Here is a 22029-nt window from a genome sequence, read left to right as displayed (position 1 = left end):
TCCCTTTTTAGTAATACATTGAGTTCTCAAAACACTTTATTAAGTGTCTTGAATATTCTAAAACTAAGGCGAATTTGTGTAGTGTTAATTCACATGCAAATTATGTAATAAACCAGCTAGTTACGGTACAACTTAAGTTTCTTTGAAACTTATTTGGGTTGTATGGTTAAGTGACTAAGCGTATACGGTGGATGCCTTGGCAGTCAGAGGCGATGAAGGACGTAGTAACTTGCGAAAAGCGTTGGCGAGCTAGTAACAAGCATTTGAGCTAACGATGTCCGAATGGGGAAACCCGGCCACATAAGTGGTCATCATACAGTGAATACATAGCTGTATGAGGCGAACTCGGGGAACTGAAACATCTAAGTACCCGAAGGAAAAGAAATCAACCGAGATTCCCCTAGTAGCGGCGAGCGAACGGGGATTAGCCCTTAAGTCTATGGGGTGTTAGTGGAATGTGTTGGAAAGCACAGCGGCACAGGGTGATAGCCCCGTACACGAAAACTAACCATAGATGAAATCGAGTAAGGCGGGACACGTGACATCCTGTTTGAATATGGGGGGACCATCCTCCAAGGCTAAATACTCCTGACTGACCGATAGTGAACCAGTACCGTGAGGGAAAGGCGAAAAGAACCCCTGTGAGGGGAGTGAAATAGAACCTGAAACCGTATACGTACAAGCAGTGGGAGCGGTTCTTGAGACCGTGACTGCGTACCTTTTGTATAATGGGTCAGCGACTTACGTTTTGTAGCGAGGTTAAGCGAATAGCGGAGCCGTAGGGAAACCGAGTGTTAACTGCGCGTTTAGTTGCAAGGCGTAGACCCGAAACCGAGTGATCTAGCCATGGGCAGGTTGAAGGTTGAGTAACATCAACTGGAGGACCGAACCGACTAATGTTGAAAAATTAGCGGATGACTTGTGGCTGGGGGTGAAAGGCCAATCAAACTCGGAGATATCTGGTTCTCCTCGAAAGCTATTTAGGTAGCGCCTCGAGCGAATACCACTGGGGGTAGAGCACTGTTAAGGCTAGGGGGTCATCCCGACTTACCAACCCTTTGCAAACTCCGAATACCAGTGAGTACTACTCGGGAGACAGACGGCGGGTGCTAACGTCCGTCGTCAAAAGGGAAACAACCCAGACCATCAGCTAAGGTCCCAAAGTTATTGCTAAGTGGGAAACGATGTGGGAAGGCTTAGACAGCTAGGATGTTGGCTTAGAAGCAGCCATCATTTAAAGAAAGCGTAATAGCTCACTAGTCGAGTCGGCCTGCGCGGAAGATTTAACGGGGCTAAGCAATACACCGAAGCTATGGGTTTGCTCTTAGGAGCAAGCGGTAGAGGAGCGTTCTGTAAGCGGTTGAAGGTGAAGGGGTAACCCACACTGGACGTATCAGAAGTGCGAATGCTGACATGAGTAACGATAATGGGGGTGAAAAACCCCCACGCCGAAAGACCAAGGGTTCCTGTCCAACGTTAATCGGGGCAGGGTGAGTCGACCCCTAAGGCGAGGCTGAAAGGCGTAGTCGATGGGAAACAGGTCAATATTCCTGTACTTTTGCTAACTGCGATGGAGAGACGGAGAAGGCTAGGCTAGCGCGGCGTTGGTTGTCCGCGTTTAAGGTTGTAGGCTGTTCACTTAGGCAAATCCGGGTGAACATTAGGCTGAGAGCTGATGACGAGTCACTAAGGTGATGAAGTAGTTGATGCCATGCTTCCAGGAAAATCTTCTAAGCTTCAGGTTAGTAGGAATCGTACCCCAAACCGACACAGGTGGTCGGGTAGAGAATACCAAGGCGCTTGAGAGAACTCGGCTGAAGGAACTAGGCAAAATGGTACCGTAACTTCGGGAGAAGGTACGCTCCTGACGGTGATGAGACTTGCTCTCTAAGCTGTTGGGAGTCGCAGATACCAGGTGGCTGCAACTGTTTATCAAAAACACAGTACTGTGCAAAATCGCAAGATGACGTATACGGTATGACGCCTGCCCGGTGCTTGAAGGTTAATTGATTGGGTTATCTTCGGAGAAGCTCATGATCGAAGCCCAAGTAAACGGCGGCCGTAACTATAACGGTCCTAAGGTAGCGAAATTCCTTGTCGGGTAAGTTCCGACCTGCACGAATGGCGTAATGATGGCCACGCTGTCTCCAGCCGAGACTCAGTGAAGTTGAAATTGCGGTGAAGATGCCGTATACCCGCGGCTAGACGGAAAGACCCCGTGAACCTTTACTATAGCTTGGCACTGAACATTGAACCTACATGTGTAGGATAGGTGGGAGACTTTGAAGCTCAATCGCTAGATGGAGTGGAGTCAATCTTGAAATACCACCCTTGTAGTTTTGATGTTCTAACCGCGGCCCCTAATCGGGGTTCGGGACAGTGCCTGGTGGGTAGTTTGACTGGGGCGGTCTCCTCCCAAAGAGTAACGGAGGAGCACGAAGGTTGGCTAAGTACGGTCGGACATCGTACGGTTAGTGCAATGGCATAAGCCAGCTTAACTGCGAGACATACACGTCGAGCAGGTACGAAAGTAGGTCATAGTGATCCGGTGGTTCTGTATGGAAGGGCCATCGCTCAACGGATAAAAGGTACTCCGGGGATAACAGGCTGATACCGCCCAAGAGTTCATATCGACGGCGGTGTTTGGCACCTCGATGTCGGCTCATCACATCCTGGGGCTGAAGTCGGTCCCAAGGGTATGGCTGTTCGCCATTTAAAGTGGTACGCGAGCTGGGTTCAGAACGTCGTGAGACAGTTCGGTCCCTATCTGCCGTGGGCGTTGGATGATTGAAGGAAGCTGCTCCTAGTACGAGAGGACCGGAGTGGACGAACCGCTGGTGTTCGGGTTGTTATGCCAATAGCATTGCCCGGTAGCTACGTTCGGAATCGATAACCGCTGAAAGCATCTAAGCGGGAAGCGAGTCCTAAGATGAGTCATCCCTAGGAATTTAATTCCTCTAAAGAGCCGTTCGAGACTAGGACGTTGATAGGCAGGGTGTGTAAGCGTTGTGAGGCGTTGAGCTAACCTGTACTAATGACTCGTGAGGCTTAACCATACAACCCAGATGAGTTTTTATCTGAGTTGATGGTAACTAGATTTATTACTTACTGTTGAAGGTAAGACTTAGTGAAGAATATAAAGCGCTTAGTAAAGTAGAAAACTCAAACAGCTTTCCGAATTTAGTTAATTGCGATAAGCGATTAACACCCGAATTTGCTTGGTGACAATAGCATTGTGGTACCACCTGATCCCATCCCGAACTCAGTAGTGAAACGCAATCGCGCCGATGATAGTGTGGGGTCTCCCCATGTGAAAGTAGGTCATTGCCAAGCGCCTAATTTCTCTTTTAAGAGAGTCGAGAAAGCCCTGACTTAATAGTCAGGGCTTTTTTCGTACATAGAGCTAATCAAAATTTAGTACAGCGAAAGACAGTGTGGACGATATGCCCATGTGAAAGTAGGTCATCGCCAAGCGCCTAGTTTCTCTTTAAGAGAGCAGATAGCCCGTTACTCAAGTAACGGGTTTTTTTGTGTCTGTAATTTAAGATAAATATGTTCAGAGACGAAGCTAAAACATGTTTAGACACATCAACTGCGCACAGTGTGGACGATATGTTCATGTGCAACAGGAAATCCACATGATTATTTAATAACAAAAGATTGTCGAAACTGATCTACAGGTATAAAGCGGTTGGTCCTATAAGGCTTATAAATTGATTAGAATTGGTTTGTTTTTCCATAAAAAATTCATCGGTGAAGGCATTAGCGATAAATAGACCTACATTTTATAGATGAGTTAGAGTTGTTTACACAATCGGGATTAACCTTGTTGGTTTTTCGAGCTTGAGATTTGTTATTTAGCTCATTGATGATTGCTTTGATAAGACTAATACCATTTAGTGATTGATGTTTATCGCTAGTCAGTTATCTTGATAGGCAATTGATAATGGAAAGTTTAACAACACATTACTAAAAGCTTCTAGGGGCACAAATGAAATTAGAAATGATATGTACTGGTGAAGAAGTGTTATCTGGCCAGATTATTGATACCAATGCAGCGTGGGTAGCCAACACGCTAATGGAGTTAGGTATTGAAACACATCATCGGATTACAGTGGGCGATCGTTTAGAAGATCTTAGGGATGCCTTTATTGAAAGAAGTCACCATGCCGATGTGATTATCGTTAATGGTGGGCTAGGCCCAACAAGTGACGATATGTCTGCTGAAGCGATGGCGCTAGCTAAGGGCGAGTCGTTGATTGAGAACGAGGAGTGGCGAGATCGATTGATTAGCTGGTTTAGTAAAAATAACCGTCAGATGGCTAAGAGTAATTTAAAACAAGCTTTATTACCTGAATCGGCTGTTATGGTTGATAACCCAGTAGGTACAGCGTGCGGTTTTCGTGTAAAGCTTAATAAAGCTTGGTTGTTTTTTACGCCTGGTGTGCCCTTTGAACTAAAGCACATGATTAAAGAGCAGTTTATTCCTTTCATTAAATCTGAGTTCGGAATTAGTGAAAATACAGCATTGAAGAAGTTACTGACCATTGGTCATGGGGAGTCTTCTTTAGCTGATAATTTAGCAGAATTAACATTACCGGCAGGGATTACCCTAGGCTACCGTTCGTCAATGCCACACATAGAAATTAAGATATTCGCTCGCGGTGACAAGGCAATTAATCAATTAGCTGAAGTGACTAAAGCAATCAAATCAATTTTAGGGATTGCGATTGTAGCTGAAGATCGTCCAACACTTGCTGCTGAGATACATCATCGACTTTTCCAATCTGGTTTTAGCTTAAGCTTGGCAGAGTCGTGCACTGGAGGAATGTTAACAAGTCAGCTAATCGATTTTCCTGGTAGCTCGTCGTATCTACATCATGGTTTAGTGACTTATAGTAACGAATCTAAGGTAAAAGTATTAGGGGTTAATCCACAGATCCTCGATGATCATGGCGCGGTTTCTATTGCTACTGTTGAAGCTATGGCCAGAGGCGCACGTGAAATATTAGATAGTGATTTTGCACTTTCAACAAGTGGTATTGCAGGTCCAGATGGTGGTACTGAAGATAAGCCTGTTGGTACCGTAGCGATTGCATTAGCGACTAAACATGTTGTGTATAGTCAAATGGTTAAAATCCCTAACCGATCAAGACAGTTAGTACGAAGTCTTAGTGCCGCTATAGCCTATGATATGCTACGTAGAGCATTGCTAGGTGAAGCTGTAATCGTTGATTATCCTTCGATAACCAGATTTGCTAAGTAATTAAAATAGTCAAGTGAGCTAGTTTTACTGCGACTGGCTCACTTTGGTAGCATTTAAATTACTAAAACTCTACTGTTGTCACTACGTCATATAAATCTATTTGATGTTGATTCATACCGTTTTTGTCTAAATGTTTAGGTACTTTTAGTAAGCTAATTTTGTTACTAACTTGTACCACTTCCAGATGAATAGGTTCATCTGGTGGCATCAATGTCGATAAAACAGAGTTGGCCAAGGTGATATTTTTGAGCTTAATATGCTGAAAGATATCTCCTTTAGCAACACCATGTAATTTTCCAATATTGATGGTGATATAGGCATCATCTCGATTTATGACAATGGCTTTAGTCGCCTCGCATTTTAGAGTTTGATTAATCTCTTGTGAGACTTTGAACAAGGTATTGACGATTGTTTTCCCATATTCACTGCGCCAAAATAAGCTGTTCGCCAAATCTACGCGACTGTATGAGTCAAAGCTCCAACCACCTTCACCGTGATATTCTTCTTCAAGTAATATACTGTTACTGATCCTGTCATACATAAATACTTTTATCGTGAAGTTACGCTTGGGGTAAACAGTATCGACAAGTAAGCTGGATTTTTTTTCGTTGTATAAACTGATATCTCGAATATAACCAAATACTAAATATTGGCTTTGATATTGGCTATTTAAGGCTTCAGAGATACCTTGTATGGTTTCTAAATTGATTGTATCCATCGTTGTAATTGGCTTATATACCATTTGTGGGATCATTTCTTCGACGAATACGTTTGGTTGATGGGTTAATTCATTTTTAAACCTCGAACCAATATGAAAGGGGAGATTTGAGATATCGCCAGCTGAGGCCTGCGAAGGTGTGAGTAATGGAAATTGAGCAACAATGAGCTGTTTGAGGTAACGATCTTCAATGCAGTTAGATTTTGACTCTAAACTGACTTTTAGATTGATGGTGAGCTTACCACCTTCTATAGATTCATTAAGAATGACAATTTCACTAATGTGGTGTTGTGACAGAACGTTGCTTTGACTGCTCGTTAAAATGCCATCCCTAACGGTATTTTCAATGCTGATGAAACTACTTGCTTGTAATGACGCATTCTCAATTGCTTTTTCAACAACCAATTTGCGCACATCATTATAATCATCGTTACCTATAGGGTACGATGCTTGTCCAACGTACCACTGTGCCATACTGACAGAAGGGAATACTGCCAATAAACATAGCCATAAAAACCGTTTCATTGACTATCCGAATACGTTAAGTAGCTTGCTAATCAAAGAAGGATCTTGGTTATCTTGTTGCTCACCTTTACCGCTAACTTCAATAACAGTGTTTCCAACCATACTGGAGTTAATTGAATGATCTGACGCAATATCTGTCACCCTAATTTCACCTGAAAAACGCACATATTCATCGCCTTTATTCAATTTAATCCACTTTTCTCCGGCAACGATTAAGTTCCCATTGGCAAGTTTCTCCCTTACTGCAACGGTAATCGTTCCAGTGAGTGAGTTATTGTGGTTACTTGCAGATGAACTATCAAAGCTTTTATCTTGCGAATAATCCGCGCTGAGGTTGTCTTCATTGATATTGATATTACCAGCAGTGATATTGGGTGACAGATCAAACTCATTAGAGCTATCACGCTTGTAGCTGATGGATTTTTTGGACGTTAGCTCTTCATTGAGCCTTATCAAAATCATGTCGCCAATTTCGTAACGATTGTTGTTTTGATAAATATTGTAGACATTATCAGGATTAAAAATTGAACCTGTTATCTGCTGAGCTTGTTGAATGTTGTTGTTCCTAACAGGGCGGTAATTTGGATCGCCTTTCATCACTTCATCAGAAGGTTCAACAACATTTACAGTCGTGTTTTCTTTGTTAGGGATTTTTATTTCAGCTACTTCAGTTGTTGTGCAGCCTGAAATAGTGAATAAAAATAAAACAATAAGCAGGGGAAGTTTCATTTTTAAATATCTAAATTTATTTAGTGGTTATTTAAATTGTATCTTTAATATCCTATATAGATCTATGGCCTGCACAGTTTCTTCACTCTCTTTACGCAATTTTACCTAATTACGTATTATTTGTTTTTAATAATTGTTATATATTGTATTGGTAAAGTTTTTAGCTTGTTTTTATTATTACTTTATTTGGAACTTGTTGTTGTTTTAATTGGTGGTGTCAATTTTTTTTAGGACGGTATATTTATTTCATTTACGTATTAAAGGGTGAAGAATAAATGCTGTTAATTTTAAATGGCATTATCTTTGTTTTAATAAATGCTTAATTATATTTTCAAGGTTGTTTTTATTTGTACTTTACAATAAGCCATGGGACTATAATAAGCTCAACAGATAAATATATTATTTACTCTCAATTCATTCGGATTATAACATATGACTGAAAGTCAATCTGCTCTTACTGTTAATGAGGCTATCGACAAGCTTGGTAATAAAGTCGATACGAGCATTTTTCAGCTTAATGGTAATAGTGAGCAGAATCAGTTTAGTCGTATCTTAAATGAGGCGAACCAAATTAGTGATACCTCTGCTGCAGCAACTTCGCTAACAAAGGCTTCTGAAGCGTTTTCACTAGACACCCTTCAGCAACAGATGCTTGCTAGTACAGGTTTAGATAATGAGACGATACTTTCGTTGAGTATGTCTGATGATATGGTAAGCGAAATGCAACAGGGTTTATTATCATCACTGCAAACAAGTATTGTTGAAAGCGCTCTAACACAAGCTATCAGTGCAAATTCGGTTAATATTGAAGATGGAGTAGCAATTAATACTTCCACTGATAATATTGTTGGTGCTCAATCATCAGAAAGTGAAAGCCTTGTGGATGATGTGTATTACTATTCATTTGGTGAGGATGGTTTTGATAGTAAAGATGTAATAGATTCTATTAATATTCTACATCATACACCAATTTTATCTTATATATACCAAGAAACAACGGGCGATAAAATAAGCCCAGCTTCAACCTTGGCAGGCAGTTTATTATATTCAGATTATGTTGGCGCAGGTTCGACAGCAATAAAATTAGCAATGGAATATTTTACTGAAAGTAATCCTGAAATGAATATTACTGATGTTGGAGATTTACTTTCTAATAATAATGACGAGTTGACTGAAAGTGAGGTTGGTCATTCCCTTTAGCGTTATTTATAGGCTGTTAAAAAATCAAATCCATTTTAAATCTTACCCAATGAGTATTGAATGAAATTATTAATTGTTTTGTTGTGCTGGTTATTAGCAGGCTGTGAGGTCTTGCAAAGTAATTATGAACCTTATCAGCCCACAGAATTTCCAGTATTAAACGCTGTTGGTTATGCCCCAATTGATCAACAACCAGCAGAGTTAAAGTCAGAACAAATTTTAATGGCGATGGAAGCTTCAAAAATTTTGGCTTATCGAGAGTTAGCTGAACAAGTCTATGGGCTACAGTTGAATTCCAACACGTCAGTGCAAGGAGCAAGCCTTAATAGTATTGCGACTAAAATCAAAGTCTCTGGAGTAATAAAAGGTGCGAAAGTCATTAAGACCTATCCTGTGGATGGATTTTACGTTACTGAATTAGAGTTAGATTTTAAGTTAGTGCGTGATTTGTATATGCAGTCTGAAAACCCAGTGCATAGTAACACCTTGATTGTAGAGCCCGTTAAGAACTTTTAATGGCAATCGGTAACGCTAATAAAAAAGCGCCTTGCGGCGCTTTTTTGTTTAAAATTTTATGACTATCTTGCCTCTTTCAACTTCAATTGCTTTAGTCATCGATGCCATCAATGCTTGATTACTATCCTTGGTGTCCAGCACATAAACAGGTTGGGACTCTAAAAAAGTTCTTAGAAACATCATCAATTGTGGCGTAATGGGTTTTAGCATTTGCTCAATATTTGCGGGTTCGGATTTCACACTGACCAAGTCAAGCTTCTTTAAAAAGATACTTTTGGTCTCTACATCGTACCAAGGCTCAGCCTCAAATGTGGTTTCCATATCAGCAGCAATTGATTTAAAGGGGTTTTTAACCGCCATTTTGGTAATTGCAGTTACGGAAATAGTGTTAGGCTTATGACCTAACTCAACTTCCATATCGTTGAGCTTTAACTGCAATCCAAAAACTTGATTCCCTTGTGAAACCTCATAATGCATTTCATTATTGAGGTAATCTTCAACTTCAGATTCAGAGATGCTGTACTGACTAGCACAGCCAGTCAGAAGCAGCATTAAGCAAGCTAAACATATTTTAAATAATGGCATTATCCTGTGTTTCTCATCCCTGCGGCAACACCCGCAATTGTCAGCATTAGTGCAAGCTCAACTTGTTTCGATGCCTGCTCCTCATTACGTGTACGACTCAGAAGTTCCGCTTGTAGAAAGTTCAGAGGGTCAATATACGGATTACGTAGCTTGACTGACTCTCTATTCCACGGAGTGTGGGACATTAGCTCTTCTGATTCAGTAAGCGACAATACCGCTTCTGTGCCTAATTGTAGACTTTCACGCAGCTTTTTACCTAAATGATGCAAGTTTTCTGGCACTAAGGTGCTTTCATAGTATCGAGCAAGATTAGGTTCGGCTTTCATGTATACCATTTCAAGCATAGAGATACGGGTTTCAAAGAATGGCCATTCTTGTTCCATTTCCTTCAGCAGTGCTGACTCCCCACGTTCATTGGCAGCTTTAAGTGCCTCTCCTGAGCCAAGCCAAGCTGGTAGCATTAAACGGTTTTGTGACCATGCAAAAATCCACGGAATGGCACGGAGACTTTCGATGCCACCATCGACACGTCTTTTAGCTGGACGGCTGCCCAGTGGAAGTTTGCCTAACTCCACCTCTGGAGTTGCTGCTCTAAAGTACGCGACGAAGTCTGGTTCTTCACGCACGATACCACGATACGCTTTTACTGAATCATCAGCGATACGTTGCATGCAATCTCGCCAAGCTTGTTTAGGCTCTGGAGGTGGCAATAAAGTCGCTTCCATAACTGCAGAAGTATATAGAGCTAAACTCTGAACCGCTACTTTTGGAAGGCCAAACTTAAATCGAATCATCTCACCTTGTTCAGTGACTCGAATCCGACCATCTACTGAGCCTGGTGGCTGCGATAAAATAGCCTTATGAGCTGGCCCGCCGCCACGGCCAATTGAGCCACCACGACCGTGGAAAAGCATTAATTTGACGTCTGCATTCTTACAAACGGCAACGAGTTGCTCTTGGGCGTGATATTGCGCCCATGCGGCAGCCATTACGCCAGCATCTTTAGCAGAATCTGAATAGCCAATCATGACTTCCTGCATACCTTTTGTATATCCACGGTACCAGTCGATATTGAGCAGTTGTGTCATACAGTCAGCAGCGGTATTTAAATCACTCAAAGTCTCAAATAGTGGCACAACACGCATTGGGTGTTGGCAGCCAGTTTCTTTGAGCAATAGTAACACTGCAAGTACATCCGATGGCTTACTGGCCATTGAGATAACGTAAGAACCTAGTGCAGTAGCAGGTTGAGAGGCGACTAATTTACAGGTATTGATGACTTCTTCCACGTCGGCTGACGGTTGCCAATCAGCAGGGATAAGCGGCCGACGACTGGTAAGCTCTCTTAATAGGAAAGCTTGTTTTTCGCTTTCATCCCAATGATCATAATCGCCCATACCGAGGTAACGAGTTAATTCGGCAATCACATCGCTATGTCGTTCAGCATCTTGGCGAATGTCGAGACGTAGCATATGAATGCCAAAGCATGCTAAACGACGTAAGATATCGAGCAGCAGTCCATTAGCAATTAAGCGCATGCCAGATTCTGATAAGCTTCGGTATAATAATTCAAGAGGTTGTTTTAAATCATCTAATTGCCATACAACATCGTCATAGTTCAGGTCAATTTGCTGACCTTCTAGGCGGGCATTTAGGTAATCAATTGTATTGCGTAGTTTATGACGAAGTTGTCTTAGTATGTCTCTATAGGGTTCTTTACTGTCTGGCAGCTGCGCTTTAAGTTCAGCATTAGCTTCTTCCATGGATAATTCATTCACCAAAGAAACGATATCTTTTAAATATAATCTGGCTGCTGCATGGCGATTACGGAGTAATACTTCCTCGGTGACTTTTGATGTCACAAATGGGTTACCGTCTCGATCCCCGCCCATCCAACTAGAAAATCTAACAGGACAAATATCTGCGGGAATTTGTTGACCTGTTTTTGACTCAACATGGTCATTGAGTTGTCTTAAAAAGTCTGGAACGGCTTGCCATAATGAGGCTTCAATGGTGCTTAGTCCCCAACGTGCTTCATCTACGGGAGTTGGGCGTTCATTTCTGATCTCGTTGGTGTGCCAAATCTGTGCAATAAGTTGACGTAACCTAAGGTGTGTTTGGCCTTTTTCTCGATCAGTGAGTTGCTGGTTTTCTTGCTCTGTTAAACAGTCGACAACAGCAGAGTATTTTTGAATGAGAGTACGACGAGATATTTCTGTAGGATGAGCAGTAAGGACTAAATCAATATCGAGGGTTTTTAAGCAGTCGATGACTTCTTGTTCATTGGCATTACTGTTTAGCATTCGTCCCAGTAACTGCTCGACAGGATCTGGTACACAGACAAGTTCATCACAGTTGCGACTTATGGTATGAAATTGCTCTGCAATATTGGCCAAGTTTAAAAATTGATTAAACGCTTTAGCAAATGGCACCAGTTCATTGTCAGGTAATGAATTGAGCAGAGCTAGCATTTGTTGTCTTGATTCGGCATCGCCTTGGCGAGACTCTTTGGCCAGAATACGAATTTGCTCTACTTTTTCAAGAAATGCATCACCAAGGTGATCGCGCATCGTATCACCTAAAATTTGCCCTAAGCTACTCACATTAGAACGTAAAGAAGCGTACATGTCGGCGGTTTGCTCTGCCATAATTACTCCATAAGTTTAACTTAATTAGCCGCTACCATTAATGGGCTACAGCTAGCACAATAGCTAGCTGTGAGGGGGTTGGTCAATGGGTTATTTTAATAATTAATCATGCACCATGATTAATCGTTACTGATAGTGAAACTTATTACAACTATTTAATACAAGCCTGATAAATAAGCTTTTTCATTAACTCAACAGTGGGGGTTAAATATTCTAACCCTATGTATTCATCTGGTTGATGAGCTTGATTGATACTACCAGGGCCCATTACTAAGGTTTGGCAGCCCAATTGTTTTATATAAGGGGCTTCAGTTGCGTAATTAACAACCTCAGGCTCGGTATTAGCGATATCTGCAACCATTTTTGTCCAATAATCATCAAGTTTACCTGCAAATGACTCTGATCCTGGGTAAAGCGTGGATATCTCAATACTGCCTGGGTATTGTTTGTTGATGTCTGCAAGATAATTAATCACCATCAACTCTAAATCAGCAAGCTCAATGCCAGGTAACGGGCGAATATCAAGATGTAAATCACAACAGCCACAAATACGGTTTGCTGCATCGCCGCCATGAACATGGCCAAAGTTCATCGTGGGGTAGGGAACACTAAATGCATCTTCACGGTAGTTTTCACTTAAATGCTGCTTGAGTTTCATCAGTTGACCGATGACTTGATGCATAATTTCAATCGCATTTAAGCCACGAGCGGGGTCAGAAGAATGACCACTTCTACCAATCACTCTGATACCTTGTGCTAAATGGCCTTTATGCATATATACCGGTTTTAAGCTGGTGGGTTCACCGATGATTGCATAGTCAGGGGCGATACTTTTTGAATCTGCAAACGCTTTAGCACCATTCATTGTGGTTTCTTCATCAGCGCTAGCAAAAATATGTAATGGACGTTTTATTTCATCAAGCGGTAACGACTTCAGCGCTTCCATAACTAAAGCAAAGAAGCCCTTCATATCGCAGGTACCTAACCCATACCAACGGTTATCTTTTTCTGTTAACTCAAAAGGGCTCTGACTCCAACGTCCTTCATCAAAAGGAACGGTGTCAGTGTGTCCAGCCAATAACAGGCCGCCACTGCCTGAGCCAATAGTTGCGATTAAGTTCTGTTTGCCTCGGCTGTCAGCCACGGTATGAACAGTGCAGTTAAAACCCATATCTGAAAACCAAGATTGAAGTAACTCAATAACTGCATGATTACTCATATCTTGCTCAGCTTCTAATGCACTGATCGAAGGGAGTGCAATTAGCTGTTTAAATGCATTTTTTAAATCTGGTAATGAATTCATAGCAACCTTTATAGTGCTTGCAATAAATATGTATTCATTATTATTGCATAATTAATTTATTGTGTTAGTCTAGCAAACAGCTAAGGCATTCACCATAACTTGATTAGATTAAAGATTATAAATATGTATTTAATTGCGATTCAATTCACTGTAACAGATCCCAAGGTAAACTATCTTCGACGATAGTTTTAATCTCGAGCACCCTGCTCATATACCGAATTATTTCTCTAGTTTACTGACCTAAAGACGACAATATAATGAAAAACATCGCAATAATTGGCGCTAGTGGCTATACCGGTGCACAAATCACCGCTTTAATTGATAACGATACATCGCTTTCTATTCAAGGCCTTTATGTATCAGAAAACAGTCTTGATAAAGGAAAGGCACTTGCTGAGCTATACCCTGCATACCAGCAAATCAAGTTGTCGTTATCTCCGCTAACGGCAGATGCTAAACAATCAATTGTAGAGGAAGCTGATGGCGTCGTGCTCGCGACTGATCATGCAGTAAGTTTAGAATTAGCTGCTTATTTTTATAAGCAAGGTTTAGCAGTTTTTGATTTAAGTGGTGCTTACCGTTTTGCTGATATCGAGCAGTACCCTAAATGGTATGGGTTTGAGCATACCCAGCAAGATGTTCTTGCTGAAGCCGTTTATGGCTTAGCAGAGTGGAATCATCAACAAATCGCTGGCAGTAAAATGATTGCTGTTCCGGGCTGTTATCCAACAGCGTCATTAACTGCACTAAAACCTTTAACGCCATACCTAACTGATGCTTACCCTGTCATTAATGCTGTTAGTGGCGTTACTGGAGCGGGCAGAAAAGCCCAGCTTCATACTAGCTTTTGTGAAGTCAGCTTAACGCCATATGGCGTATTAGGTCATCGTCACCAGCCTGAAATTGCCACTCATTTAGGGCAAGAAGTTATCTTTACTCCACACCTAGGTAACTTTAAACGGGGTATTTTAGCCACGATTACGGTTCAGTTAGCGAAAGGTACTACAGAAGCTGATATTGCTAAAGCTTATCAAGTTTACAATGACAGTCCGTTAGTTAGCGTTTTACAAAATCAATTCCCTAAGGTGGACGATGTTGTGAATACACCTAACTGCATTGTCGGTTGGAAGTATGATTCTCAAAGCAATTACTTGGTGGTTGCGAGTGCGATTGATAACTTAATGAAAGGTGCTGCAAGCCAAGGCCTGCAGTGCATTAAAATTCACTTTGGCCTATAACGGGGAATCATCATGTCACAGAGTAACCCAGTTATTGTACTAAAAGTTGGCGGTGCATTATTACAATCAGAATCAGGAATGGCTGAACTCATGGGCGTTGTTGCAAACATGATGTCTGACGGCCAGAAAGTTATTTTTGTTCACGGCGGTGGATGTTTAGTCGATGAGCAATTAACTGCCAATGGTAAAGAAACCATTAAACTGGATGGTTTAAGAGTGACTCCCAGTGACCAAATTCCGATTGTCGTAGGTGCATTGGCGGGAACGTCAAACAAGTTATTACAGGCCGCTGCAATTAAGGCGGGTATTGTGGCCGTTGGTATGAGTTTAGCCGATGGTAATACCGTTGATGCAGTAGTTAAAAATGAAAACTTAGGCCTAGTGGGTGAAGTGACACCGAAAGATGCGAGTTACTTAACTTATTTATTATCACAAGGCTGGTTGCCAATTTGTAGTTCAATTGCTGTTTCAGCACAAGGTGACATGCTTAACGTTAATGCAGATCAAGCAGCAACGGCCTTAGCAAAGTTAGTGGCAGGTCAGTTAGTACTTCTATCTGATGTACCGGGTGTATTAGATGGTAATGGCGAGTTAATTGATCAATTAAATCAACAACAAATTTCAGATTTAGTTCAGCAAGGCGTGATAGAAAAAGGAATGAAAGTCAAAGTCGAAGCGGCATTAGAAGTTGCTCAGTGGATGGGGAAGCCGGTGCAAGTTGCATCTTGGAAACAGCCTCAACAATTAATTGCCTTATCAAACGGACAATCCGTTGGCACCCAAATTCAGCCATAGGAGTAACACACTAATGGAACATTTATTATCTATAAAAGATTTATCGCAAACAGAGTTACTTGATTTATTAGCGCTTGCTAAGAAGATTAAAGCAAATCCAGCTGATTATAACCAAGCCTTGGCAGGTAAAAGCGTGGTGATGTTGTTTGAGAAACCTTCTTTACGTACCAGAGTGAGTTTTGATATCGGCATTAATAAATTAGGTGGCCATTCAGTTTATTTAGATCAGCAAAATGGGGCCTTAGGTAAACGTGAGCCGGTTTCTGATTTTGCTACTAATATTTCTTGTTGGGCTGATGCGATTGTTGCCAGAACATTTTCTCATACGACTATCGCAGGGTTAGCTAAGCATGCTTCAGTGCCAGTGATTAATGCATTATGTAACTTATACCACCCATGCCAAGGCTTAGCTGATTTTCTGACATTATCTGAAAAGTTTGATGATATCAGTAACGTGAAATTAGCTTACTTAGGTGATGGTAATAATGTGACTCATTCATTAATGTATGGCGCTGCAATTTTAGGTGCCACTATGACTGTGGTTTGCCCGCCGGGTCATTTCCCTGATGGACAAGTGGTGTGTGAAGCACAAGCGTTAGCTGCAAAGCATGGCGGCAAGCTTATTTTAACCTCAGATATTAATGAAATGGGCCCGCAAGATGCGGTTTACACCGACACTTGGATCTCTATGGGAGATAACACTTCAATGGAAGAGATTGAAGCCAAATTTAAACCTTACCAAGTCAATACAGCATTAATGACCCAAGTTGGTGCTAATTACTTCATGCATTGTTTACCTGCATATAGAGAAGTGGAAGCGACTGCAGAAATCGTTGACGGTGAAGGTTCACTTATTTTGCAACAAGCAGAAAACAGAATGCATGCACAAAATGCAGTACTGGTAACGCTATTAGGTTAAAAAAATACTTCGTCGATTGGCTTTAATACAGTAAGTGAATCGGCTTTACCCAGTTTATGTTAGGAAATATTAAAGATGTCTATTGAACAACAACCAAGCATTAAAAAAGTCGTATTAGCGTATTCAGGTGGATTGGACACTTCGGCCATTATCCCTTGGTTAAAAGAAACCTATGATAATTGTGAAATTGTTGCCTTTTGTGCCGACGTTGGTCAAGGCGATGCGGAGCTTGAAGGCTTACATGAAAAAGCCATAGCGTCAGGCGCTTCTGAATGTTACATCGTTGATTTAAAAGAAGAGCTGGTGGCCGACTATATCTACCCTACCATTGCAACAGGGGCGATTTATGAAGGTACTTACCTATTAGGTACGTCAATGGCACGTCCTATTATTGCCAAGGCGCAAGTTGAAGTTGCACGTAAAGTGGGTGCTGATGCGGTATGTCATGGATGTACAGGTAAAGGTAATGACCAAGTCCGTTTTGAAGGATGCTTTGCTGCGCTGGCACCAGATTTAAAAGTGATAGCACCGTGGCGTGAATGGTCAATGGTAAGTCGTGAAGACTTGCTTGATTACTTAGCTGAAAGAAATATTGAGACAACAGCTTCTGCAACTAAAATTTATAGCCGTGATGCTAATGCTTGGCACATTTCACATGAAGGTGGTGAGTTAGAAGATCCTTGGAACGAGCCAAGTAAAGAAGTATGGACTATGACTGTTGCGCCAGAAGATGCGCCTAATACGCCAGAATACGTTGCACTAAGTATAGAGAATGGTCGTGTGACTCATGTTGACGGTGTTGCGTTATCGCCATATGCAGCATTAATGCAATTAAACGAGGTAGCGGCGGCACACGGTGTGGGTCGTATTGATATAACTGAAAACCGTTTAGTGGGCATGAAATCTCGTGGTTGTTATGAAACGCCAGGTGGAACAGTGATGTTTGCTGGTCTTCGTGCGATAGAAGAGCTGGTATTAGATAAAACTAGTCGTGAATGGAGAGAGCAAGTTGGCGCTCAAATGGCCCACCTTGTGTATGACGGCCGTTGGTTTACCCCTTTATGTAATTCACTTTTAGCTGCATCTGAATCTTTAGCGGAATTAGTGAATGGTGAAGTGGTCGTTAAGTTATACAAAGGTCAAGCGAGTGTCATGAAAAAGCGTTCTCCAAACAGCCTATATTCTGAAGAATTTGCCACATTTGGTGATGATGATGTTTATGATCAAAAAGATGCAGAAGGCTTTATCCGTCTTTATTCTTTATCAAGTCGCATCAGAGCACTTAATAGTAAGTAGACCTGTTAATTAATATGAAAAATAAACGGGGCAGCAAGCCCCGTTTTTGTAAACAGATAAGAATTGAAAAGAGGGTATCGACATGGCGTTATGGGGCGGAAGATTCAGTCAAGAAAGCAGTGCATTATTCAAATTATTTAATGATTCATTACCAGTAGATTATCGCTTAATTGAAGAAGACATTGTGGGTTCAATTGCATGGGCTAGCGCTATTACTTCTGTCGGTATTTTAACGCAACAAGAATGTGAACAGTTGCATGCTGCGTTAAATGAATTGTTGGCTGAAGTCGCCGATAAACCTGAGGCTATCATTGCGTCAGGAGCAGAAGATATTCATAGCTTTGTTGAGCAGTCACTAATTGCCAAAGTCGGTGATTTAGGTAAGAAATTACACACTGGTCGTTCACGTAACGATCAAGTCGCAACAGACCTCAAGTTATGGTGTAAAAAAGAGGGTGAGCAATCACTTACATTACTGCGCAAGTTAAAGAACGCCCTCATCGATTTAGCTGAACGTGAAATTGATGCTGTGATGCCTGGTTATACTCATTTACAAAGAGCACAACCCGTGTTGTTTGGTCATTGGTGTTTGGCTTATGTTGAAATGTTTGAGCGTGATATTAGTCGCCTTGAAGATGCATTGAAACGTGCAGATACTTGTCCGTTGGGTTGTGGTGCATTAGCGGGAACCGCTTATCCAATGGATAGGCATGCAATTGCCGAGTCTCTAGGCTTTTCTGCTCCAACGTTAAACAGTCTAGATACTGTATCTGATCGTGATCATGTGATTGAACTTTGTAGTGATGCATCGATTAGTATGATGCATTTAAGCCGTATGGCGGAAGATTTGATTTTCTTCAATAGTGGTGAGGCTGGCTTTATTGACTTAGATGATGAAGTGACTTCGGGTTCATCATTAATGCCACAAAAGAAGAACCCAGATGCATTGGAACTGATCCGTGGTAAAACTGGCCGCGTTTATGGCAGCTTGGTGGGCATTTTAACCACAATGAAAGCACTACCTTTGGCGTACAACAAAGATATGCAGGAAGACAAAGAAGGCTTATTTGATGTGATGGATAGCTGGTCAATTTGTCTTGAAATGGCCGCATTAGTTCTTAGCGGTTTACAAGTAAACCGTGAAAGAACACTCGCTGCTGCCCAGCAAGGTTATGCTAATTCTACAGAGCTAGCTGATTATCTAGTGGCTAAAGGTATGCCATTTAGAGAAGCCCATCATGTCGTCGGTGAAGTTGTCGTCGCCGCGATTGCTAAACAAACACCATTAGAAGACTTGGTTATTTCAGAGTTACAGCAATTTAGTCCAATTATCAGTGATGATGTTTATGAGTGTTTGACTATTGAGTCATGCTTAGAAAAGCGTGAAGCGTTAGGTGGCACATCATTAGCGCAAGTTAAACAAGCATTAGCTGCAAAGCAAGGTAAGTAGCCACTTACTTTATTGTTTGAGCCTTGACTGTAATAACAAAAAGCCCTGAGTTTAAGTTAACTCAGGGCTTTTTAGCATTCACATTTTATAGATGCATTTTAGGGTTTATTGAAATAAATCATCTGTTGGATTTTCAATAAATATATCGTCATCAATGGTTTCTTCTGTCGCATATTCAGTCGGTTCAGTTCCTTCGACAAAGTACTCAAAAGAAGTTGTGTGATCAGTTTTACGCGTTAATAAACCCGTTGCTAAATCAATACGAGCAGAGATAATGCCTTTAGGCGGAATGGTGGTCTTTTCCTCAGTGCCTTTGAGCGCTTGATTCATAAAATCATTCCAACCAGGCCCAGCTGTCTTGGCGCCTGCTTCTGCCCCTGATATCTGATTTTCAGGTCCATCAGCTACCCAGCTTGTACGACCTAAACGGCGGCTGTGATCATCAAAGCCGACCCAGAATGTTGACGTTAATGTTGGATTGAACCCACTAAACCAGGTATCACGAGATTCATTGGTTGTTCCTGTTTTACCAGCAATATCATGACGCTTGATTAGGCGAGAAGCTCGCCATGCCGTCCCGTTCCAACCAGTGCCTTTACTCCAATTACCGCCACCCCAAATAACACTTTTTAATGCCTCAGAGATAAGGAAAGCGGTTTGCTCAGTAATAATTCTTGGTGCATAACGACTATTCTCATCGCCACATTGACTAATAGCACTTGATTGAGCAGTCGTGTCATTTGCTTGGTTAACTTCAGCTTGTTGTGAGCTAGCAAATTCAGCTGCCATTGCTGCAAATGGGTCATTTGCGTCTGAATTAGACGTTAATTCTGTATCACTTAGATTGTCATCAGTTCCATTATTATCATTTTCTGATGGCGTACACGCTAAAAGAGGGTTGGCTTCTTCAATTACATTGTCATAAGAGTCGGTGACTTGCTTGATAAAGTAAGGCTCCACTAAGTAACCACCGTTGGTGAACACATTAAACGCAGTAACAACTTGCAAAGGTGTTACAGAAGGAGAGCCGAGTGCCACTGATTCATTTCGAGGTAGATCATTAGGATCAAACCCGAACTCCACAAGTTTATCGATAGTGTTATCTAACCCAATGTGCCTCATCGCGCGAACAGACATGACGTTCACAGATTGCGCTAAGCCCATACGAAGACGCGTCGGTCCTCCGTAGATATCTGGAGAGTTTTTAGGTCTCCAAGCGGTGCCTTGTCGAGTATCTGGCTTATTAATTGGCGCGTTATTAATTAGTGTTGCCAATGTATAGTCTTTTTCAAGCGCTGCTGAATATATAAATGGTTTGATATTTGACCCTAGCTGACGCTTTGCCTGGGTCACACGGTTGTATTGGCTTTGGGTAAAGCTAAAACCACCAACGAGCGTACGAATAGCGCCATCACTTGGCTCAAGTGATACTGTGGCACTTGATACTTGCGGAATTTGAGAAAGTTGCCAATATTCGCCGTTGTTTCTTATCCACACTTTCTGGCCAACAGCTAAAATATCTTCAGCTTTCTTTGGCGGTGTGCCTTGATGGCGATCGGTGATAAATTTACGAGCCCATTTTAGCCCGTTCCATTCTAAGGTGATTTCTTCCCCTCTAGCATTCATCACCGTAGCTTGTTGCTCTTCAATGGCAAGTACAGCTGCTGGCATAATACCTTGTACCGAAGAAGTGCTTTTTAAGTTAGTGATAATATCGCTGGTGGACATGGGGGCATCTGTCCATAATTCGGCAATTGGCCCGCGGTAACCATGACGTTGGTCGTAAGCAAAAACATTATCGCGTAAGGCGCTTTGTGCCTTTAACTGTAAGTCAGATGAAATCGTGGTGTAGACGTTATAGCCATTAGTATAGGCTTCTTCTTCGCCGTATTTATTGACCATGTATTCACGCGCCATTTCAGAAATATATGGTGCATATAGATCAATTTCTGCTCCATGATATCTTGCTGTAATCGGGGCATTAATGGCTTCTTGGTATTGTGCTTCTGTGATATTGCGTTTTTCTAGCATCCGGCTTAATACCCAGTTACGGCGGGTTTTGGCACGTTCTGGGTTTCTTATCGGATTTGCTGCGGATGGAGCTTGCGGCAAACCAGCAATCATTGCCATTTCAGGCAGGCTCAGTTGTTCTAAATCTTTACCATAATAAACTTGTGCTGCAGCACCTACGCCATAGGCACGATTCCCCAAGAAAGAACGGTTTAGATAAAGAGTTAAAATTTCTTCTTTTGAAAGTGCTTTTTCGATTTTGAGTGCTAAAAAGATTTCTTTTGTTTTACGAATATAGGTTTTTTCACGTGAAAGGAAAAAGCCGCGAGCGACTTGTTGAGTGATGGTACTTGCACCTTGGCTTTTTTTACCAGTGGTAACCAAAATAATAGCAGCACGAACAATACCGATAGGATCAATGCCTTTATGTTCAAAGAAACGAGCATCCTCTGTATCTAAAACTGCATTAATTAATTGTTCGGGTACATCTTGGTATTCAATGGGTACTCGTCTTTTTTCACCAAATTGAGAAATCAATAAACCGTCATCGCTGTATATTCGCAATGGGGTTTGTAATTTTACCGTTTTTAAGGAATTTACATCCGGTAAATCTGGCAAAACATAATAATAGGCTGCGACAATAGTGCCGATTCCTAATAAAGTTAAGCTAAATATAGCAATAAGTATTCGTTTAAACCACTTCACCGAAATATTCCAAAAATCAAAAATATGCTCGCTAGTATATAAGGGGGAAGGTTTTTGGTGAAGTAAAAACATGAAAACAGAAAAAAACAAGTTGTAAAATTTAGAAACATTTAATACAAATACTTA

14 protein-coding genes and 2 rRNA genes are annotated in these 22029 nt (G+C 41.5%); 10 read left to right on the top strand and 6 right to left on the bottom strand.

Features of this window, described 5'->3' with window-relative positions; all coding sequences use genetic code 11:
* Nucleotides 1-164 precede the first annotated feature (164 nt).
* The 3 genes from SJ2017_RS20065 (at nt 165) to SJ2017_RS20055 (ending at nt 5266) form a co-directional block, all read left to right on the top strand.
* Nucleotides 165-3056: ribosomal RNA gene (locus SJ2017_RS20065) — 23S ribosomal RNA — on the top strand.
* A 161-nt stretch (nt 3057-3217) separates the two neighbouring features.
* A 5S ribosomal RNA gene (gene rrf / locus SJ2017_RS20060) occupies nt 3218-3333 on the top strand.
* A 658-nt stretch (nt 3334-3991) separates the two neighbouring features.
* Entirely contained in the window at nt 3992-5266 is a 1275-nt protein-coding gene (locus tag SJ2017_RS20055; protein ID WP_055026246.1) for a CinA family nicotinamide mononucleotide deamidase-related protein, read from the top strand.
* 61 nt (nt 5267-5327) lie between these two features.
* Here the strand turns inward: SJ2017_RS20055 and SJ2017_RS20050 are convergent, their stop codons facing one another.
* The gene (locus SJ2017_RS20050) at nt 5328-6509 is read right to left on the bottom strand and encodes a flagella assembly protein FlgT middle domain-containing protein (RefSeq protein WP_065110451.1); all 1182 of its coding nucleotides are present in this window, start codon (nt 6507-6509) and stop codon (nt 5328-5330) included.
* Nucleotides 6510-6512: 3 nt separating this feature from the next.
* Nucleotides 6513-7238 (bottom strand): flagellar basal body L-ring protein FlgH, encoded by a 726-nt coding sequence (locus tag SJ2017_RS20045; RefSeq protein WP_065110450.1) that lies wholly within the window; start codon nt 7236-7238, stop codon nt 6513-6515.
* 432 nt (nt 7239-7670) lie between these two features.
* Here SJ2017_RS20045 and SJ2017_RS20040 point away from each other — a divergent pair, with 432 nt between their 5' ends.
* Nucleotides 7671-8438 (top strand): hypothetical protein, encoded by a 768-nt coding sequence (locus SJ2017_RS20040; protein ID WP_080917151.1) that lies wholly within the window; start codon nt 7671-7673, stop codon nt 8436-8438.
* Nucleotides 8439-8498: 60 nt separating this feature from the next.
* Nucleotides 8499-8954, top strand: coding sequence for an LPP20 family lipoprotein (locus tag SJ2017_RS20035; protein WP_080917149.1), 456 nt, complete (start codon nt 8499-8501; stop codon nt 8952-8954).
* 48 nt (nt 8955-9002) lie between these two features.
* Here SJ2017_RS20035 and SJ2017_RS20030 read toward each other — a convergent pair whose 3' ends face one another.
* The 3 genes from SJ2017_RS20030 to argE form a co-directional block, all read right to left on the bottom strand.
* Complete coding sequence (locus SJ2017_RS20030) at nt 9003-9506, bottom strand: YceB family lipoprotein (protein ID WP_244899739.1); 504 nt, start codon at nt 9504-9506, stop codon at nt 9003-9005.
* Between the two features lie 32 nt (nt 9507-9538).
* Nucleotides 9539-12187: a phosphoenolpyruvate carboxylase gene (gene ppc, locus SJ2017_RS20025; RefSeq protein WP_055026241.1), complete on the bottom strand. Its 2649-nt coding sequence runs from the start codon at nt 12185-12187 to the stop codon at nt 9539-9541.
* A 151-nt stretch (nt 12188-12338) separates the two neighbouring features.
* Entirely contained in the window at nt 12339-13490 is a 1152-nt protein-coding gene (gene argE, locus SJ2017_RS20020; protein WP_055026240.1) for an acetylornithine deacetylase, read from the bottom strand.
* 257 nt (nt 13491-13747) lie between these two features.
* On the opposite strand from argE, the gene argC reads away from it, so the two are divergent.
* The 5 genes from argC (at nt 13748) to argH (ending at nt 19188) form a co-directional block, all read left to right on the top strand.
* Nucleotides 13748-14728, top strand: a complete 981-nt coding sequence (gene argC, locus SJ2017_RS20015; RefSeq protein ID WP_080917146.1) for an N-acetyl-gamma-glutamyl-phosphate reductase — start codon at nt 13748-13750, stop codon at nt 14726-14728.
* Nucleotides 14729-14740: 12 nt separating this feature from the next.
* Complete coding sequence (argB, locus tag SJ2017_RS20010) at nt 14741-15523, top strand: acetylglutamate kinase (protein WP_055026238.1); 783 nt, start codon at nt 14741-14743, stop codon at nt 15521-15523.
* A 13-nt stretch (nt 15524-15536) separates the two neighbouring features.
* Nucleotides 15537-16442, top strand: coding sequence for an ornithine carbamoyltransferase (locus SJ2017_RS20005; protein ID WP_055026237.1), 906 nt, complete (start codon nt 15537-15539; stop codon nt 16440-16442).
* 75 nt (nt 16443-16517) lie between these two features.
* Nucleotides 16518-17738, top strand: a complete 1221-nt coding sequence (locus tag SJ2017_RS20000; protein ID WP_080917144.1) for an argininosuccinate synthase — start codon at nt 16518-16520, stop codon at nt 17736-17738.
* Between the two features lie 82 nt (nt 17739-17820).
* Nucleotides 17821-19188 (top strand): argininosuccinate lyase, encoded by a 1368-nt coding sequence (argH, locus tag SJ2017_RS19995; protein ID WP_080917142.1) that lies wholly within the window; start codon nt 17821-17823, stop codon nt 19186-19188.
* A gap of 105 nt (nt 19189-19293) precedes the next feature.
* Here the strand turns inward: argH and SJ2017_RS19990 are convergent, their stop codons facing one another.
* Nucleotides 19294-21903 (bottom strand): penicillin-binding protein 1A, encoded by a 2610-nt coding sequence (locus tag SJ2017_RS19990; RefSeq protein ID WP_080917141.1) that lies wholly within the window; start codon nt 21901-21903, stop codon nt 19294-19296.
* Nucleotides 21904-22029 lie beyond the last annotated feature (126 nt).

It is taken from the genome of Shewanella japonica (genome assembly GCF_002075795.1).
Taxonomy (GTDB): domain Bacteria; phylum Pseudomonadota; class Gammaproteobacteria; order Enterobacterales; family Shewanellaceae; genus Shewanella; species Shewanella japonica.
The sequence above is the reverse complement of the archived record's forward strand: the minus strand, read 5'-3'. Positions and strand labels throughout refer to the sequence as shown.